Raw genomic sequence first — 15,381 nt, forward strand, 5'->3', positions numbered from 1 at the left:
CTCCGTGGTGGTTCATCGCGTCGTTGCGGGATCTCGCTCAGCGCGCGGGCCGCTCGCGCAGCATCCGCCAGGCCGGAACCAGGGCCGAGGCGAGCGCGAGGGCCACCGCGCCCGCGCCCGCGGCGAGGAGGAATCCGGGCGGGCCGCTGATGTGGACGCCGCCGGTCAGCGCCAGGCTGGTGGCGGACAGCACGATCGCGGCGACCGCCGCGCCCAGCACCACCCCGCATCCGGCGACGACCAGGCTCTCCCAGGCCACCAGGGCCAGGACGTTGCGCCGGGTCGCCCCGATCAGCCGGAGCGTCGCGAACTCCCCGGTCCTGACGAGCGTCGCCATGACGACCGTGTTGGCCAGCGCGAGCGCCGTGAAGGCGGCGATGAGCGCGCTGAAGAGATAGACCGGCCAGGTCTCGTCCACCGCGCCCGCCGCCCCGGCCTTCCGCATCTGGTCGCGGTCGGCGGCCCGCGCGGACGGCCAGGCTCGCGTCAGCCGCGCCAGGTCCCGGTCCAGGGAGGGCCGGTGGTCCGGGCCGGTGATCAGATAGACGGCGTCCAGCAGCGGGTCGGGGGTGTGCGGGCGCAGCACGGCGGCGGGCACGACGAGGTCGGCGAAGCCGAGGGAGCGGTCGAAGCGGGCGCCGATCGTCAGCTCCCGCCGGGTGCCGTCGGGCAGCCGCAGCCGGATCCGCTCGCCGGTCTTCCAGCCGTACTCCTTGGCCTGCTCCTCGCTGACCGCGACCGCCCGCCCGGCGGTCAGCCCGCGCAGATCCCCGTCCTTGAGGTGGAGGTCCAGGGCGTGGGTGAGGTGCGCGTCGGCGCCCAGTGCCCGCGCGGTGACGCTCTCCGCCTCGTCGGTGTGCACGGACGTACGCACCCACGCGCTGCTGGTCGAGGAGACCGCGGTGACGCCCGGCAGCCGCGCCGCGTCCTCGGCGACCCCCGGCGGCAGCCCCTCCGCGTCGTGCGGCAGCAGCACATGACCGGCCGTCAGCCGCTGTCCCGCCCAGTCGGCCGCGACGTGTCGCTGAGTGGTCTGCATGAACAGGGCCGATACGGCGAAGCCCACCATCAGCACGATCGGCACCGCGGCGGCGGCGACCTGGCGCGGCGCGGCCGAGGTGTTGGCCAGCGCCAGCTGTCCGGTGCGCCGGGAGAAGGTCCGTAGGAGCGCTCCCACGAACGGCGTAAGGGGGCGCACCAGCGCGGGGCCGAGCGCGGCGGCCGCGATCAGCAGCGTCAGCACGCCGCCGAACGCCAGCCCCGCCCCCGACACCCCGCCCATGGAGATGCCGAACGCCAGGAACAGCCCGGTGAAGACGAGGAAGGCCAGCCCGGTCAGCAGCCGCGACCGCGGCATCCGCCGCTCCGGCGCCGCGGCCTCGCGCAGCGCCTCGGCCGGGCGCACCCGGGCGGCGCGGCGCGCGGCCGACCAGACGGCGAGCCGGGTGATGACGAGCCCGGCGACGGCGGCCCCGGCCAGCGGCCACGGCCCGGCCTCGACCGTCAGCTCCTCGGGCGCGATCCCCAGCGAGACGAGCGCGTCGGCCAGCGGCCCGGCCAGCGCGGCGCCCGCCGGGATGGCGATCGCCCCGCCGAGGATCGCGACCAGCAGCGTCTCCCAGCCCAGCATGCGCTTGATCTGACGGGGCGTGGCGCCGATCACCCGCAGCAGCGCGATCTCCTGGTAGCGCTGGAGGATCGCGAAGGCGAAGCCGCCCGCCATCACGAACAGGGCGACGAACACGGCCAGCGAGCCCATGGACACCACGAAGACCAGGGTGTCGATGAAGAGCACATCACTGGAGGAGACCTCGGCCTCGCCGGTGTCGGTCAGCACCGTCACCGCCGGATCGGTGCCGATCGCCGCGCGCACCCGGTCGGCCACCGCGCCCGGATCGGCGCCCGCGGCGGTGGTCACCGCGATGGCGTGCACCCGGTCGCCTGGCGGGGCGAGCCGGGCGGCGGTGTCCGGCGCGAAGAACAGCGCCGACTGATCCTTCGTCAGCCCCTCGCGCGGCCCGGCGGCGATACCGCTCAGCCGGTACGTGGCGCGGCCCTCGGCGCCGGTCAGCACGGTGACGGGCCCGCCGACCCGTAAGGCCCCGCGGCGCGCCGTGGCCGCGTCGACCACCACCTCACCGGCCGCGCCCGGGGCCCGGCCCGCGCGCAGGGTGTACGGGGTAACGCCCGCGCTCGCCCAGGAGTGACCGTAGGACCGGGTGCCCCGCTCGGGGGTGACGGGGCTGCCGCCCGAGCCCACCGCCTGCGCGTAGAAGGCCAGGTCGGGGACGGCCGAACGGACGCCCTCGACCCCGCGCACCCGCTCCACCAGCCGGGCCGGGACCTGCGGGCGCGGCACCAGGGGCGCGTCCACATCGCCGAACCCGGGCTTGTGCTCCTTCCCGTCCAGGCCCACGTCGGCGTTGCCCGCGACCACCAGGGACGCCCCGTGGAAGCGGTTCGGCTCGCCGTGGCCGCGCAGCGCGGACTCCAGCAGGATCCCGGCGGAAGTGAGCAGCATCAGGGCCAGCGTCACCGCCGCGAGGGAACCCGCGAACAGGGAACGCCGGGCGCGAAGCGTACTGAAGGCGAGCCGCAGCACGGCGCTCCTCATGTCGTGATTCGTGTCGACCCAGGGGGTGTCTTGGCAGGATCCTCCGGTGGTCTGTCCGAATTCTGTCCGCCGTCTGTCCGCCTGGGCCGTTCGTGTCGGCTGGTCCGGGCCGGTTCACGGGACAGCCGTACCCCTCCCATGGTCCGATATCACCCATGGAGTTCGAATTACTCGGCGACCTCACGGTTCGTAACGGCTCCGGGGTGGCCCTCGCCGTCGCCGGGTCCCGGCCGCGCGCCCTGCTGGCCCTGTTGCTGCTGCACGCCCCCTCGGCGGTCAGCACCGGCCGGATCCTGGACGAACTGTGGACGGGGGCACGAGCCAAGGACCCGATGGCGGCCCTCCACACGGCGGTGGCCAAGCTCCGCCGTGCCCTCCAGCCGCACGCCCCTGGCCTGGTGGTCACGGGTCCCGCGGGCTACCGGCTGGACCTGACCGGGCACACGGTCGACGTGCGGCTGCTGGAGGGGGAGCTGGCCCGGGCCCGCGCCGCCGAGGACCCCGGCCGCCGGGCGGCACTGCTGCGCGCCGCGCTCGACCGGTGGTCGGGGACCCCGCTCGCCGGACTGCCCGCGCTGCCGTTCGTCCAGGCCGAGCGGGCCCGGCTGGAGACGCTGCGGCTGACCGTCCTCGAAGAGCGCGCCGACGCCGAACTGACCGCGCACGCCGCGGCGGACGGGCCCGCCGGTGGAGCGGATCCGGCCGATCTCGTCGAGGCGCTACGGGCCGCCGCCCGGGCCGACCCGGACCGCGAGCGGCTGCACGCCCTGCTCATCCGCACGCTCCAGGCGTGCGGTCGGCAGGCCGAGGCGCTGGGCGTGTACCGGGCGGCGCGCGCCGATCTGCGCGAGCGGCTCGGCATCGAGCCGGGCCCCGAGATGCGCGCCGCCCAGCAGGCCGTCCTGCGGGGCGCCTCCGTGCCCGCGGCGGGGGCCGGAGCCGCGCCCGGTATCGCGCCCGCGCCCGGTGCCGCGCCCGGGGCGGGGACCGCGACCGGCACCGTGCCGCCGCGGCGCGCGCCCGCACCGGACCACGGGGACCGGCGGAACCCCGCACCCGGCGCCGACTTCGTCGGGCGCGGCCCCGAACTCGCCGCGGTCGCCGCCCAGCTGGCCGAGGCCCGGCTCGTCACCGTGACCGGCACCGCGGGCATCGGCAAGACCCGGCTGTCCCTGGCCGCCGCGGCCCGCGAACAGGAGGCCGGTGCCACCGTCTGGCGGGTCGACCTGGTGCCCTGCTCACCCGCCGACGTACCCGGCGCGGTCGCCGCCGCCCTGGGCATCGCGCCCGGCCCCGCCGAAACCCTCGCCGACCGGATGCGGCTCGCCGTCGACCGTGCCCCCCGATGTCTGCTGCTCCTCGACAACTGCGAACACCTCACCGAGGCCGCCGCGGACCTCACCGCGCGCCTGCTGGCGGACTGCCCCCGGCTGCGGGTGCTGGCCACCAGCCGGGAAGGGCTCGGTGTGGCCGGGGAATCCCGGCTCGCCCTGCGCCCGCTGACCGGCCAGGACGCCATCCGGCTGTTCCTCGACCGGCTCGCCAGGGTCTCCCCGCCCGCCGCCCGCGCCGCCGACTGGGACGAGGTCCGAGACCTGTGCGAGGCCGTCGACCGGCTTCCGCTCGGCATCGAACTCGTCGCCCCCAAGGCCGCGTCCACCCCGCTGCCCGTCATCGTCCGCCAGCTCCGCACCCGCCGCGGGCTGCTGGAGGTGCCGCTGCGCTCCGCCGACGCCCGCCACGGCACTCTGCGCGCCGCCCTCGACTGGAGCTACCGCCTCATCACCGACGAGGAGCGGGAGGTGTGGCGGGCGGTGTCGGTGTTCGCCGCCCCCTTCACCGTCGACGCCGCCGAGGCGGTCGCCGGGCCCGGCGCGGGCGACACCCTCGCCCTGCTCGCCGAGAAGTCGCTGCTGGTCTACGACCCCGGCCCCGGCAGCCCCCGCTACCGCGTGCTCGTCTCCCTGCGCCAATACGCCCGGCAGGCGCTCGCCGAATGCGGCGAGGAGACCGGCTGCCTGCGCCGCCACGCCGACTGGGTCGCCGCCCTCGCGCAGCGCACCGACGCCGCGCTGCGCACCGGAAGCGGCCCGGCCGCCTTCGCCGAGATGAACGCCGTGACCCCCGAGGTGACCTGCTGCCTGGACTGGCTGCAGGACAGCGCCGACCCCGTCGACCGGCTGCTCGGCTCCCGCATCGCGACCCATCTCTCCCTCTACTGGATGGCCGCGGGGCAGCGCGAGGAGGGCCACCGGCGGCTGCTGCGGGCCCTGGAATCCACCCCTCCCACCGCCGCCTGGTACGCCGAGACCCTGGCCTGGTGCGGCTGGCTGGGCGTCAACATCCGCCGGGCCGGGGACGACGACGAGCTGCTGCGCCAGGCCGTTCCCGCCGCCGAGAAGCACGGCGACCCCGCCGTGGTGACCCTGGTCGGAGCGCTCGCCCTCACCGCCCACGTCCGCCAGGAGCGGCTGACCGAGGCGCGCGAGGTGGCCCGGCGCACCGCCGCCGCCCTCGACGAGCACGGCCACCGCTGGGAGACCGGGGTGTGGCAGCTGTTCCACAGCGAACTCCTGGTCGCCGAGGACGAGCGGCGCGCCGCCCTCACCTCGGCCATGACCGCCCGGGAGCTGCTGGCCACCCTCGACCCGCACTCCGCCGCCACCGCACAGATCATGACGGGCATGGCGTACGAGCGGCTGGGCGAGCGGGCCCTGTCGGTGCGCGCCTTCCGCGCCGCCCACGACGAACTGCGGCTCATCGACGCCGAGCACGAGGCCGCCTACGTCAAGACGGTGCTCGCCTGCGCGGCCGCGGGCGACGGCGAATGGGACGACGCCACCTCCTTCGCCGACGCCCTGGAGACGTACGCCCGCGAGAGCGCCGAGGGCTTTCTGCTGGCCAAGGTGGAGACCGTACGGGCGCTGGCCGCCCGCGCCCGCGGCGACCTCGACCGGGCCGAGCGGCTGCATCTGCGCGCCTCCGAGCGCTACCGGGGCGGCAACCGCCCCGAATGCGCGGCCCACGACCTCACCATGCTCGGCGTGGTCGCGGCCGAGCGGGGCGAGGCGGTGCTCGCCCAGGTCCGCTGGGAACACGCGCTGCGCGTCGCCCGGCTGTCCGGCCGCCGCTACGCCGAGGCACTGCCGCTGCGCGGCCTCCTCACGCTGCGCGAGGCCCAGGGGGACGAGACGGCCGCCGCCGAGCTGCGCGACCGGCTGGAACGCACGGTCCGCGAGGCATCGCCGTCGCGCACCACCGAGTGCCCGTTCCATCTCGCGGTGTCCTCGGTCGGGCCCGTCGCGTGGGACGCGACGGCCCGCGCCCTGCCGGGCGGTTGAGGGCAGCGGCGTCCGTTGTCAGTGGTGCGTGCGAAGGTGGCGACACCTGGGGGAAGCACAGCAAAAGGGAGGGCGTTCGCCATGGGCTGGCACAAGGAGCTGCTGATCGGGTTCGATCTGGAGACCACGGGCACCGACCCGGGCACGGCACGGATCGTGACGGCCGCGGTGGTCGAGGTGCGGGGCGGGGAGCCGATCGGACGGCACGAGTGGCTGGCCGCGCCGGAAGTGCCCATTCCGGACGACGCGGTGGCCGTGCACGGGATCACCAACGAGCGGGCGGCGGCGGGCCGGCCCATACGCGAGGTGGCCGACGAGATCGCGGACGTGCTGGTGGCGCACTGGCGCGCGGGCGCCCCGGTGGTGGCGTACAACGCGGCGTTCGATCTGAGCCTGCTCGCCGCCGAGTTGGACCGCCACGGGCTGCGCTCGCTGAGCGAGCGGCTGGGCGGCGAGCCGACCGGCCCGGTCGTGGATCCGTACACGATAGACCGCGCCGTCGACCGCTACCGCAAGGGCAAGCGCACGCTGGAGGCGGTCTGCGGGGAGTACGGGGTGGCGCACGAGCGCGCCCACGAGGCCGGGGCGGACGCCCTCGCCGCGGTGCGCGTCGCCTGCGCGCTCGCCGAGCGGCACGGGCAGGTCGCCGGGCTCGATCTGTGGGAGCTGCACCGCAAGCAGGTGGGGTGGTACGCGCACTGGGCCGCCGACTTCCAGTCGTGGCTGCGCCGCAAGGGCACCCCGGACGCGGTCGTGGACGGCGGCTGGCCGCTGCGCGAGGCGCGGTCGGCGGTCGGATGACCCCGGCGGCACCGATGAGTTTCCGCCGCCCGGCCCGTCTGTACGGGTGTGGGGGAGCAGACAGTGGACAAGGGAGACGTGCCCATGACCGACCAGACCGCCCGTATCGACCTCGGTCCCGTGGCCCAGCGGGTGACGGCGCTGCTCAGCGGCGTCTCGGACGACCAGCTCGGGGCGCCCACCCCCTGCCCGGCGTACTCCGTGGGTGCTCTGCTCGACCACTTCATGGGGCTGACCGTCGGCATGCGCCGGGCCGCGGAGAAGACCACCGAGCAGGACCCCGGTCAGGGACAGGCCGGGAAGCTGGACCCCGACTGGCGCCGTGAGCTGCCCCGGCGGCTGGAGGCGATGGCCGCCGCCTGGCGGGACCCGGCGGCCTGGGAGGGCAGCACGCGGGCCGGGGGCGTGACGCTGCCCGCCGAGGTCATGGGCGTGGTCGCGCTGGACGAGCTGGTGATCCACGGCTGGGACCTCGCCCGCGCCACCGGGCAGCCCTTCGACTGCGATCCGCACAGTGCCGAAGCGATCATCGGGTGGCTGTCGGCGTTCCCGGACGAGGTGCGCGGGAGCGCGTTCGGCTCCGCGCGCACCCTGCCGCAGGACGCGTCCGCGCTGGACCGCGCCGTCGCGCTCAGCGGCCGCGACCCCGCGTGGACGGCGTAAGACGGCTGGACGGCTTCAGAAGGCGTACCAGCGCACCGCCGCGTCGCCCTCCCGCAGCGAGGCGACCCGACGGCGGAACTCGGCCAGCGCCGCGGGGTTCCCCGGCGCGTGCTGGGCCACCCACGCACAGCTGGCCGTCTCCCGCGCGCCCCGCAGCACCGCGCACCCGGGCCACTCCCGCACATCCCAGCCGTACGCCGCGGTGAACTCGTCGTACGCCGCCGCGCCGAGCCCGTAGCGGTCCCGGAACAGTGCCATCACGACGAGATCGTGCTCGCGCAGATCCATGGCGAACGTCTCCAGGTCGACCAGGACCGGGCCGTCCGGACCGATGTGCACATTGCGCGGCAGCGCGTCGCCGTGGATCGGGCCGGGTGCCAGGTGCGGGGTCAGTCCGGCCGTGGCCGCCGCGATGTCGTCGCGGCGGGCGCGCAGATACGCGGCGTCCGCCGGATCGATCGCGTCCCCGGCCAGCCGCAGCCATCGGTCGACCCCGCCCAGCAGGTCGCGGCGCGGCAGCGCGAGGTCCGGCGGCGGTTCCGGCAGGGCGTGCACCCGCCGCAGCAGCGCGGCGAGATCGCCCGGCCCGGCGGGGCGCTCGGGCGGCGGGAGTTGCTGCCAGTAGGTGACCAGGTGGCCGTCGTACGCGAGCGGCTGCTCCGGGCCGAAACGGCGGTCCGGGCGCACCGCGGGCACCCCCTCCCGGGCGAGCCAGTCGGCGACCCGCAGCTCGCGCGCCGCCCGCTCCCGTACGCCGAGGTCGCGGCTGACACGGACCACCAGGGCGAGGTGGTCGAGGGCGAAGACGGCGTTCTCGCCGAGCCCCAGCAGCCGGGCCCCGGCGGCGTCGTCCGTGCCGTGCGGAGCCGCGGCGGCGAGCACCGCCCGCGCCCGTTCCTCCGTGAACCCCGCGTCCGTCACGCCGCACCCTCCGCTGTCCGCTGCCGGAGCGCTGCCCGGCCGGACCGGACCGCCCGGCCCCGGACGGCCCAGTCTCGCACCCGGCCGGGGGAGCGCCCCGAGGCGTTAAACCGGGCTGAAGATCTTCAGGCGGTCGCCCACGTCGGGGGCCTGGCGGCGGCGGGTCGGGCGGCCCGGCTCCACGGTGCCGATGTAGAGCCAGCCCAGGGCGCGTTCGGGCTGGTCGAGGTCGAGCAGTTTGCGGACCGGTTCGGCGTCGAGCTGAGCACCGGTCCGCCAGATACTGCCGAAGCCGCGGGCGTGGAGCAGCAGCATCAGGGAGGTGGTCATCGCGCTGACGGCGGCCATCTGTTCCCATTCCGGCACCGGGGACACGGGGTCGGGGGAGAACACGAGCGTGGCCAGCAGGGGCGCCCGCCGGGTCTTGGCGCGCATCGCCTCGACGCTCTTGCCGTTGTCCTCGGCCAGGGCGGCGGCCAGCGCGTCCCGCGCGTCGCCGGACATCAGCAGCCAGCGCCAGGGCCGCAGCATGCCGTGGTCGGGGGCGCATGAGGCGGCCTTGAGCAGGTAGCGGAACTCCTCGGGGCTGGGTGCGGGACCGGCGAGCTTCTGCTCGCTGCGGCGGGTGAGGATGGCCGTCATCACGTCCATGCGGGTTCCCTTTCCTGGTGGGGCTCGTGGTGGGGCGTGCCGTGCAGCAACTGTTCGGGGCCGGTGGGCAATTCGCGGCCCGTCAGGGAGTGCAGAAGCGGGTAGGCGCTGGTGTCGCCCGCCAGGACGCCGCCGAGCAGGGTGCGGGCGTCGTCGGCGAGGACGAGCTTGGCGTAGCTGCCCGCCCGGTGGTGGTGGCGGATGTATTCGAGGGCGCCGGGTGTTTCGGCGTGGCAGTCGCCGAAGCTGGCGACGTCGACGCCGAGCAGTTTGAGCCGGGTGGAGGTGTCGGCTCCGGCGAAGGGCCGCGCCGCGAGGCCGAGGAGCTGCGCGGCGACGCTTTCGGCCATGCGGTAGCCGGGGGCGACGAGCCCGTAGCAGCGCCCCTCCACGGCGGCGCATTCGCCGATCGCCCAGATCCGGGGGTCGGCCGTGCGGCAGTGGTCGTCCACGAGGATGCCGCCGCGCGGCCCGCGCGGCAGACCGGACGGTTCGGCCAGGTCGTCGCGGGGGCGTACGCCGGTCGCGAAGACGACCAGTATCGCGTCGAGGCGGGTGCGGTCGTCCAGCGTCACCGCGCAGACCCGCCCGTCGGGGCCGCGGTCGACGGACCGGGTGATGGTTCCGCAGTGCGACTGCACCCCGAGCTTGCCGACGAGGTCGGCGAGGACCTGTCCGGCTCCGGCGTCGGTCTGGAGCGGCAGCAGATGCGGCGCGGTCTCCACCACATGCGGCCGCATGCCCAGCAGCCGCAGCGCGTTGGCCGCCTCCAGGCCGAGGAGCCCGCCGCCGATGACGACGCCCGCCCGGCCGGGGACGGCCGCCGCCCGGATGTCCTCGATGTCCTCGACGGTCCGGTACCGGAAGCAGCCCGGCAGGTCGCGGCCCGAGATCGGCGGGACGAAGGGCCGCGAGCCGGTGGCCAGGACCAGCGCGTCGTAGCCCGTCACGGTGCCGTCCGCGCTGGTGACGGTGCGGGCGCGGCGGTCGACGGAGACGGCGGTGGTGTTGAGCCGGATGTCGGCCATGGGGTCGTCGAGGAGGTCCGGGCCGGTCAGGTCGAGCGCCCCGGCGTTCCCGTCCTCCCCGTCTTCCAGAACCGACGAGAGCGAGGTCCGGTCGTAGGCGGGCCGCGGTTCCTCGGCGAGGACGACGATGCGCCACCGGCCGTCCGGGTCCCGGTCCCGGATCCGCTCCACCAGCCAGTGGCCGACCATGCCGTGGCCGACGACGACGAGGGTGCGGCTCACCGGACCGCCTCTGCCACGGCGGGCTCGGGCCGTGGCCCGGCGGCGTGCAGGGCGGCGCACAGGTCGCGGACCGCGCCCGCGCAGCCGCCGCAGCCGGTGGTCGCGCGGGTGGCCGCGGCGAGCGCGGCCGCGTCCCGGGCGCCGCCGCGCCAGCTGTCGGCCAGGGTGCGCTTGGTGACGTTGTTGCAGTGGCAGACGACCGCGTCGTCGGGCAGCTCCACCGGTCCATGGCGCCCGGCGGGAGTGCCGAGCAGGAACGCCAGCCGGTCCGAGGGCATCGGCAGCCCCTGGTCGCACAGGGCGCCCAGGGCGGCGATGGCCTGGGGGTAGCCCACCAGGACGGCGCCGACCAGCCGCCCGCCGTGCAGCTCCAGCCGGGCGTAGCCGCCGCGGGCGGGGTCCTGGAGCGTCACCGTCTCCTCGATCTCCTCGGTCGCCGCGGACGGGCCGAACGCCGCGACGTCCATCCCCGGCGCCTTCAGCCGGGTCACGGGCGCGCAGGCGCGGGGCCGGGTCCGGCCGTCGCAGAGCGTCTCCGCGAGCCGTTCCGCCTGGTGCCAGGCGGTGGCGGCGAGCCCGGGAACCGTGCCGTGTTCCTCGGCGCAGTCACCGATGGCGTGGATGCGCGGATCGTCGGTGGTCAGCGCGGCGTCGACCACCACGCCGGTGCGGACGGCGAGTCCGGCGGCGCGGGCCGTGCGGGTGTCCGGCCGGACACCGGCGCACACCACGACGGCGTCGGTGCCGATGGCCTGGCCGCGGTCGAGGGTGAGGGTGCCGGGGGCGTAAGCGACCGCCTGCCGGGACAGTTCCAGCCGGATGCCGTGGTCGCGCAGCTTGCGGGCGAGGATCGCCCCGGCCGCGGCGTCGAGCTGGCGGTTCATCGGGTACGGGCGGGGGTGCACCAGGGTGACGCGGGTGCCGCCGCGCCGCAGGGCGAGCGCCGCCTCCACCCCGAGCACCCCGGCGCCGACCACCGCCACCTGGCCGCCGGTCACGCGTCGGCAGTCGGCGACGGTACGCAGCGGGGTGACGCCGTCGGCGAGCCGCCCGGCTTCCGTCAGCAGGCCGGGGACGGCGGGTATCCGGGGCCGGGCGCCGGTCGCGAGCACCAGGTGGTCATACGGATGGGAGGCGCCGTCCGAGGCGTGCGCCAGGCGGCGTTCCCGGTCGATTCCGGTGACCCGGGTGCCCAGCCGCACCACGGTGCCCTCCGGCGGACCGGGCAGGGCCAGGGCGCGGGCCGGGAGCGTGCCGTCCAGCACCGAGGGGAGCAGCACCCGGTTGTACGCGGCCACCGGCTCCGCCCCCAGGACGGTGACGGTGCCCTGGTGGCCGTGGTGGTGCAGCCGGTCCACGAGGCGATGGGCGGCGATGCCGTTGCCCACGACGACGACGGCGCTCATGCCGTGGCCGTCCAGGGGTCGAGCCGGACGGCGCAGACCTTGAACTCGGGCATGTGGCTCTCCGGATCGAGGGCGGTACTGGTGATGAGGTTGGCCCGGCCGTCCGCGGTGAAGTGGAACGGCAGGAAGACGGTGTCGGCGCGCAGGGTCGGCACCAGCCGCACCCGGGCGACGGCCGTGCCGCGGGCCGAGCTGATCCGTGCCAGGTCGCCTTCGGCGAGCCCGGCCCGCTCGGCGGTGTCCGGGTGCACTTCGAGATACGACTCCGGTTCGGCCGCCAGCAGTTCGGGGACCTCGCGGGTCTGGGCGCCGGACTGGTAGTGCGCCAGCACCCGGCCCGTCGTGGCGAACAGGGGGAAGCGGCCGTCGGGGAGTTCGGCGGCGTCCCGGTGGTCGACCGGGCGGAACCGGGCCCGGCCGTCGGGGTGGGCGAAGCGGTCGAGGAAGAGCCGGGGCGTACCCGGGTGCGGCGGCTGCCCGGGCGGGGTGGCGGGGCAGGGCCAGTGCAGGGCCTCACCGGCGTCGAGCCGTTCGTAGCTGACGCCGGAGTAGTCGGCCCGGCCGCCCCGGGTGGTGCGGCGCAGCTCCTCGAACACCTCGCGCGGTACGGCAGGGAAACGTTCCGGCGGCTGACCCAGCCGGATCGCGAGCCCGCGCAGCACGTCCAGATCGCCGCGTACCCCCGGCGGGGGACCGGAGAGCCGTCGGCGGCGCAGCACCCGGCCCTCCAGATTGGTCATGGTGCCCTCCTCCTCGGCCCACTGCGTCACCGGCAGCACCACATCGGCGAGCAGCGCGGTCTCGGAGGGCATGAAGTCGGCCACCACCAGCAGGTCCAGCGCGGCCAGCCGCTCGGTGATCCGCGCGGCGTGCGGTGCGGACACGGCCGGGTTGGAGCCGAACACCAGCAGCGCGCGCGGTCCGCCGGGGCGGCCGAGGGAGTCCAGCAGCTCGAACGCGCTCGGCCCGGCGCCGGGCAGCTCCTGCGGCGGCACGCCCCAGACGGCGGCCACCTCGGCGCGCGCCCCCGGGTCGGTGATCGACCGGTAGCCGGGCAGCTGATCGGCCTTCTGGCCCATCTCCCGGCCGCCCTGCCCGTTGCCCTGCCCGGTGAGGCAGCCGTAGCCGCTGCCCGCCCGGCCGGGGAGGCCCAGGGTGAGCGCCAGGTTGATGAAGGCCGCCACCGTGTCGGTGCCCTTGCTGTGCTGTTCGGCGCCGCGCCCGGTGAGGACGTATGCCCGCCGGGCCTCGCCGAGCAGCCGTACCGCCTCGCGCTGGGCGGCCACCGGCACCCCGGTGACCCGTTCGACGCGCTCCGGCCACCAGGCCACCGCCCGCTGCCACGCGGCGTCGAACCCGGCGGTGCGCCGGTGCAGATAGCCCTCGTCCATCCGGCCCTCGGTGACGACGAGATGGAGCAGGCCGAGGGCGAGCGCCAGATCGGTGCCGGGCTGCGGCTGAAGGTGGAGGGCGGCCGCCTCGGCGGTCCGGGTCCGGCGCGGATCGATGACGATCAGCCGCGCGCCCGCCAGATGGCGCATCAGCGGCGGCATGGTCTCGGCCGGGTTCGCCCCGGCCAGCAGGATCACCTCGGCGTCGTCGAGGTCGCCCACCGGGAACGGCATCCCGCGGTCGACGCCGAAGGCGGCGTTCCCGGCGGCCGCCGCGGAGGACATGCAGAACCGGCCGTTGTAGTCGATGCGGCTGGTGCCCAGCGCCACCCGGGCGAACTTGCCCAGCAGATACGCCTTCTCGTTGGTCAGCCCGCCGCCGCCGAACACGGCCACCGCGTCCGGGCCGTGCGCGTCCCGGATCCGCCGCAGCCGGTCCGCGACGGTGTCCAGCGCGTGATGCCAGCCGACCGGTTCCAGCGACCCGCGGGCGTCCCGGATCAGCGGGTTGTGGAGCCGTACCGGGTTGTCGAGGAGGGCGGGGGCGGTCCACCCCTTCTGGCACAGCCCGCCCCGGTTGACGGGGAAGTCGGAGGGCGTGACGACCACCGCGCCGTCCTTGTGGTCCAGCCAGGTGCCGCACTGGAGGGCGCAGTACGGGCAGTGGGTCGCCACCGCCGACGCGGCGGGCAGGGCGCGCCCCGCGGGTCTGGCGGTGGCGGCCGAGGACGGCGATTCAGACATGGGAGACCTCCGGACGCCGGGCGGAGCGGCCGGCGCCGGGCCCGCCGCCGGGGTCGCCGCGCAGATAGACCGCCCAGGTCACCACCGCGCAGAGTGCGTAGTAGCCGAGGAAGGCGGTGAACGCGGCGTCACCGGAGCCGCCGGGGCCGTCGTAGCAGGCGCGAAAGGCCAGGTTGACGGCGACTCCGCCGAGCGTGCCGACCGCGCCCGTCACGCCGATGACCGCGCCGGACAGCTCGCGGGCCCGGGCGAAGGCGCGGCCCGCGTCCTCGCCCGCGGTGACGGCCTTCTCCGCATCCTGCGCGAAGACCGCCGGAATCATGGTGTACGCCGAGCCGTTGCCGATCCCCGACAGCACGAACAGCACGCAGAACGCGGCGACGAACAGGGTGAACGAGTGGCGTGCGGAGGCCAGCAGCAGCACCCCGGTTCCGGCGGCCATGGCGGCGAGGTCCACCAGGGTCACCCGCGCGCCGCCCCACCGGTCGGCAAGCCACCCGCCGAGCGGCCGGAACAGCGAGCCGAGCAGCGGGCCGAGGAAGGTGTACGAGACGGCCTCCAGCGCGGAGGCGCCGAACTCGTACTGGAGGACCAGGCCGAACGCGAAGCCGTAGCCGATGAACGAGCCGAAGGTGCCGACGTACAGCATGGACATCCACCAGGTGTGGCGGCTGCCCAGGGCCTCGCGCAGCGCCCCGGGCCGGGCCCGTACGGTCGGGAAGTTGTCCATCCGCCGGGCGGCGAGCACCGCCAGCAGCGCCGCCAGCGGCAGATAGCCCGCGGCCAGGTACTCGGCGTGGCCGAGCCCGGCGGTGGCCGCCACCAGCAGCCCGAGCAGCTGCACCACGGCCACGCCCATATTGCCGCCGCCCGCGTTGATCCCCAGCGCCCGGCCCTGGTGGCGGCGGGGGAAGATGCCGCTGATGTTCGTCATCGACGAGGCGAAGTTGCCGCCGCCGAGCCCGGCCGCCGCCCCTGCCAGCAGGAACACCCACAGCGGGGCGTCCGGCCGCTGGATCACCCAGACCGCGAGCGCGAGGGGGAGCAGCAGGGAGGCGGTGGCGACGACGGTCCAGTCGCGGCCGCCGAAGCGGGTCACGGCGTAGCGGTAGGGCAGCCGGAGCGCCGCCCCGGCCAGTGTGGGGACGACGACCAGCAGGAACTTCTGCCCGGCGTCGAAGGCGAATCCGGTCGCGGGGGACATGAAGAGGACCAGGACCGACCACAGGCTCCAGACCGAGAAGCCGAGGTGTTCGGTCGCGACGGACAGCATCAGATTGCGCCGTGCGACGCGGCTGCCCTCGCGTTTCCAGAACTCCCGGTTCTCGGGGTCCCAGTGAGCTATCCAGCGGCCGGAACCGGCCCGAGCCTTGCCCATGAGTTGCCTCGGCCTCCACTCGCATCTGAACACGGTCACAGTCATCAGTGGTGGTGATGGTGATGGTGTTGAAGGTGGTGCTTGGTGTGGCACGAGAATGCCGATGCCGGATTCCTCCACGGGCTGTGGAAGCTCCAGAGGCATATCCAGACTGCCGGGAGGCGGAAAGTGGTCTCAATTGACCTTTGGTACACACGACGGACCGGCCTCACGCGGGGCAG

At 75.6% G+C, this 15,381-nt stretch carries 10 protein-coding genes; 3 read left to right on the forward strand and 7 right to left on the reverse strand.

The window, feature by feature from the left end; translation table 11 throughout:
• Positions 1 to 37 precede the first annotated feature (37 nt).
• Positions 38 to 2,614, reverse strand: coding sequence for an ABC transporter permease (locus ACZ59A_RS19085; RefSeq protein ID WP_470960109.1), 2,577 nt, complete (start codon positions 2,612 to 2,614; stop codon positions 38 to 40).
• A gap of 155 nt (positions 2,615 to 2,769) precedes the next feature.
• Here ACZ59A_RS19085 and ACZ59A_RS19090 point away from each other — a divergent pair, with 155 nt between their 5' ends.
• The 3 genes from ACZ59A_RS19090 to ACZ59A_RS19100 all read left to right on the forward strand — a co-directional run bounded on the left by ACZ59A_RS19090 (position 2,770) and on the right by ACZ59A_RS19100 (position 7,419).
• On the forward strand, positions 2,770 to 5,955 hold the full coding sequence (locus ACZ59A_RS19090) for an AfsR/SARP family transcriptional regulator (RefSeq protein ID WP_470960111.1): 3,186 nt from the start codon (positions 2,770 to 2,772) through the stop codon (positions 5,953 to 5,955).
• An 81-nt stretch (positions 5,956 to 6,036) separates the two neighbouring features.
• Positions 6,037 to 6,756 carry an exonuclease domain-containing protein gene (locus ACZ59A_RS19095; RefSeq protein ID WP_470960113.1) on the forward strand — a complete coding sequence of 240 codons (720 nt, stop codon included), beginning with the start codon at positions 6,037 to 6,039 and terminating at the stop codon, positions 6,754 to 6,756.
• Between the two features lie 84 nt (positions 6,757 to 6,840).
• A complete protein-coding gene (locus tag ACZ59A_RS19100; RefSeq protein ID WP_470960115.1) occupies positions 6,841 to 7,419 on the forward strand; it encodes a TIGR03086 family metal-binding protein in 579 nt (192 codons plus the stop codon).
• A 15-nt stretch (positions 7,420 to 7,434) separates the two neighbouring features.
• On the opposite strand, the gene ACZ59A_RS19105 is transcribed toward ACZ59A_RS19100, so the two are convergent.
• From ACZ59A_RS19105 to ACZ59A_RS19130, 6 genes are all read right to left on the reverse strand, one after another.
• Positions 7,435 to 8,340: a phosphotransferase enzyme family protein gene (locus ACZ59A_RS19105; RefSeq protein WP_470960117.1), complete on the reverse strand. Its 906-nt coding sequence runs from the start codon at positions 8,338 to 8,340 to the stop codon at positions 7,435 to 7,437.
• Between the two features lie 105 nt (positions 8,341 to 8,445).
• A complete protein-coding gene (locus ACZ59A_RS19110; protein WP_470960119.1) occupies positions 8,446 to 8,991 on the reverse strand; it encodes a nitroreductase family protein in 546 nt (181 codons plus the stop codon).
• Entirely contained in the window at positions 8,982 to 10,241 is a 1,260-nt protein-coding gene (locus tag ACZ59A_RS19115) for an NAD(P)/FAD-dependent oxidoreductase (protein WP_470960120.1), read from the reverse strand. The genes ACZ59A_RS19110 and ACZ59A_RS19115 overlap by 10 nt, the downstream gene beginning before the upstream one ends.
• Positions 10,238 to 11,647 (reverse strand): FAD-dependent oxidoreductase, encoded by a 1,410-nt coding sequence (locus tag ACZ59A_RS19120; RefSeq protein WP_470960122.1) that lies wholly within the window; start codon positions 11,645 to 11,647, stop codon positions 10,238 to 10,240. The genes ACZ59A_RS19115 and ACZ59A_RS19120 overlap by 4 nt, the downstream gene beginning before the upstream one ends.
• A complete protein-coding gene (locus tag ACZ59A_RS19125; protein ID WP_470960123.1) occupies positions 11,644 to 13,782 on the reverse strand; it encodes a molybdopterin oxidoreductase family protein in 2,139 nt (712 codons plus the stop codon). Before ACZ59A_RS19125 ends, ACZ59A_RS19120 begins: the two co-directional genes overlap by 4 nt.
• Positions 13,775 to 15,160 (reverse strand): MFS transporter, encoded by a 1,386-nt coding sequence (locus ACZ59A_RS19130; RefSeq protein ID WP_470960125.1) that lies wholly within the window; start codon positions 15,158 to 15,160, stop codon positions 13,775 to 13,777. The genes ACZ59A_RS19125 and ACZ59A_RS19130 overlap by 8 nt, the downstream gene beginning before the upstream one ends.
• Positions 15,161 to 15,381: the final 221 nt, after the last annotated feature.

Source organism: Streptomyces sp. NPDC040405 (genome assembly GCF_055595765.1).

Excerpts from the sequence above, each read along its gene's own strand:
- ACZ59A_RS19085 (WP_470960109.1), bottom strand. The coding sequence starts at position 2,614 with ATGAGGAGCGCCGTGCTGCGGCTCGCCTTCAGTACGCTTCGCGCCCGG.
- ACZ59A_RS19090 (WP_470960111.1), top strand. The coding sequence starts at position 2,770 with ATGGAGTTCGAATTACTCGGCGACCTCACGGTTCGTAACGGCTCCGGG.
- ACZ59A_RS19095 (WP_470960113.1), top strand. The coding sequence starts at position 6,037 with ATGGGCTGGCACAAGGAGCTGCTGATCGGGTTCGATCTGGAGACCACG.
- ACZ59A_RS19100 (WP_470960115.1), top strand. The coding sequence starts at position 6,841 with ATGACCGACCAGACCGCCCGTATCGACCTCGGTCCCGTGGCCCAGCGG.
- ACZ59A_RS19110 (WP_470960119.1), bottom strand. The coding sequence starts at position 8,991 with ATGGACGTGATGACGGCCATCCTCACCCGCCGCAGCGAGCAGAAGCTC.
- ACZ59A_RS19120 (WP_470960122.1), bottom strand. The coding sequence starts at position 11,647 with ATGAGCGCCGTCGTCGTCGTGGGCAACGGCATCGCCGCCCATCGCCTC.
- ACZ59A_RS19125 (WP_470960123.1), bottom strand. The coding sequence starts at position 13,782 with ATGTCTGAATCGCCGTCCTCGGCCGCCACCGCCAGACCCGCGGGGCGC.
- ACZ59A_RS19130 (WP_470960125.1), bottom strand. The coding sequence starts at position 15,160 with ATGGGCAAGGCTCGGGCCGGTTCCGGCCGCTGGATAGCTCACTGGGAC.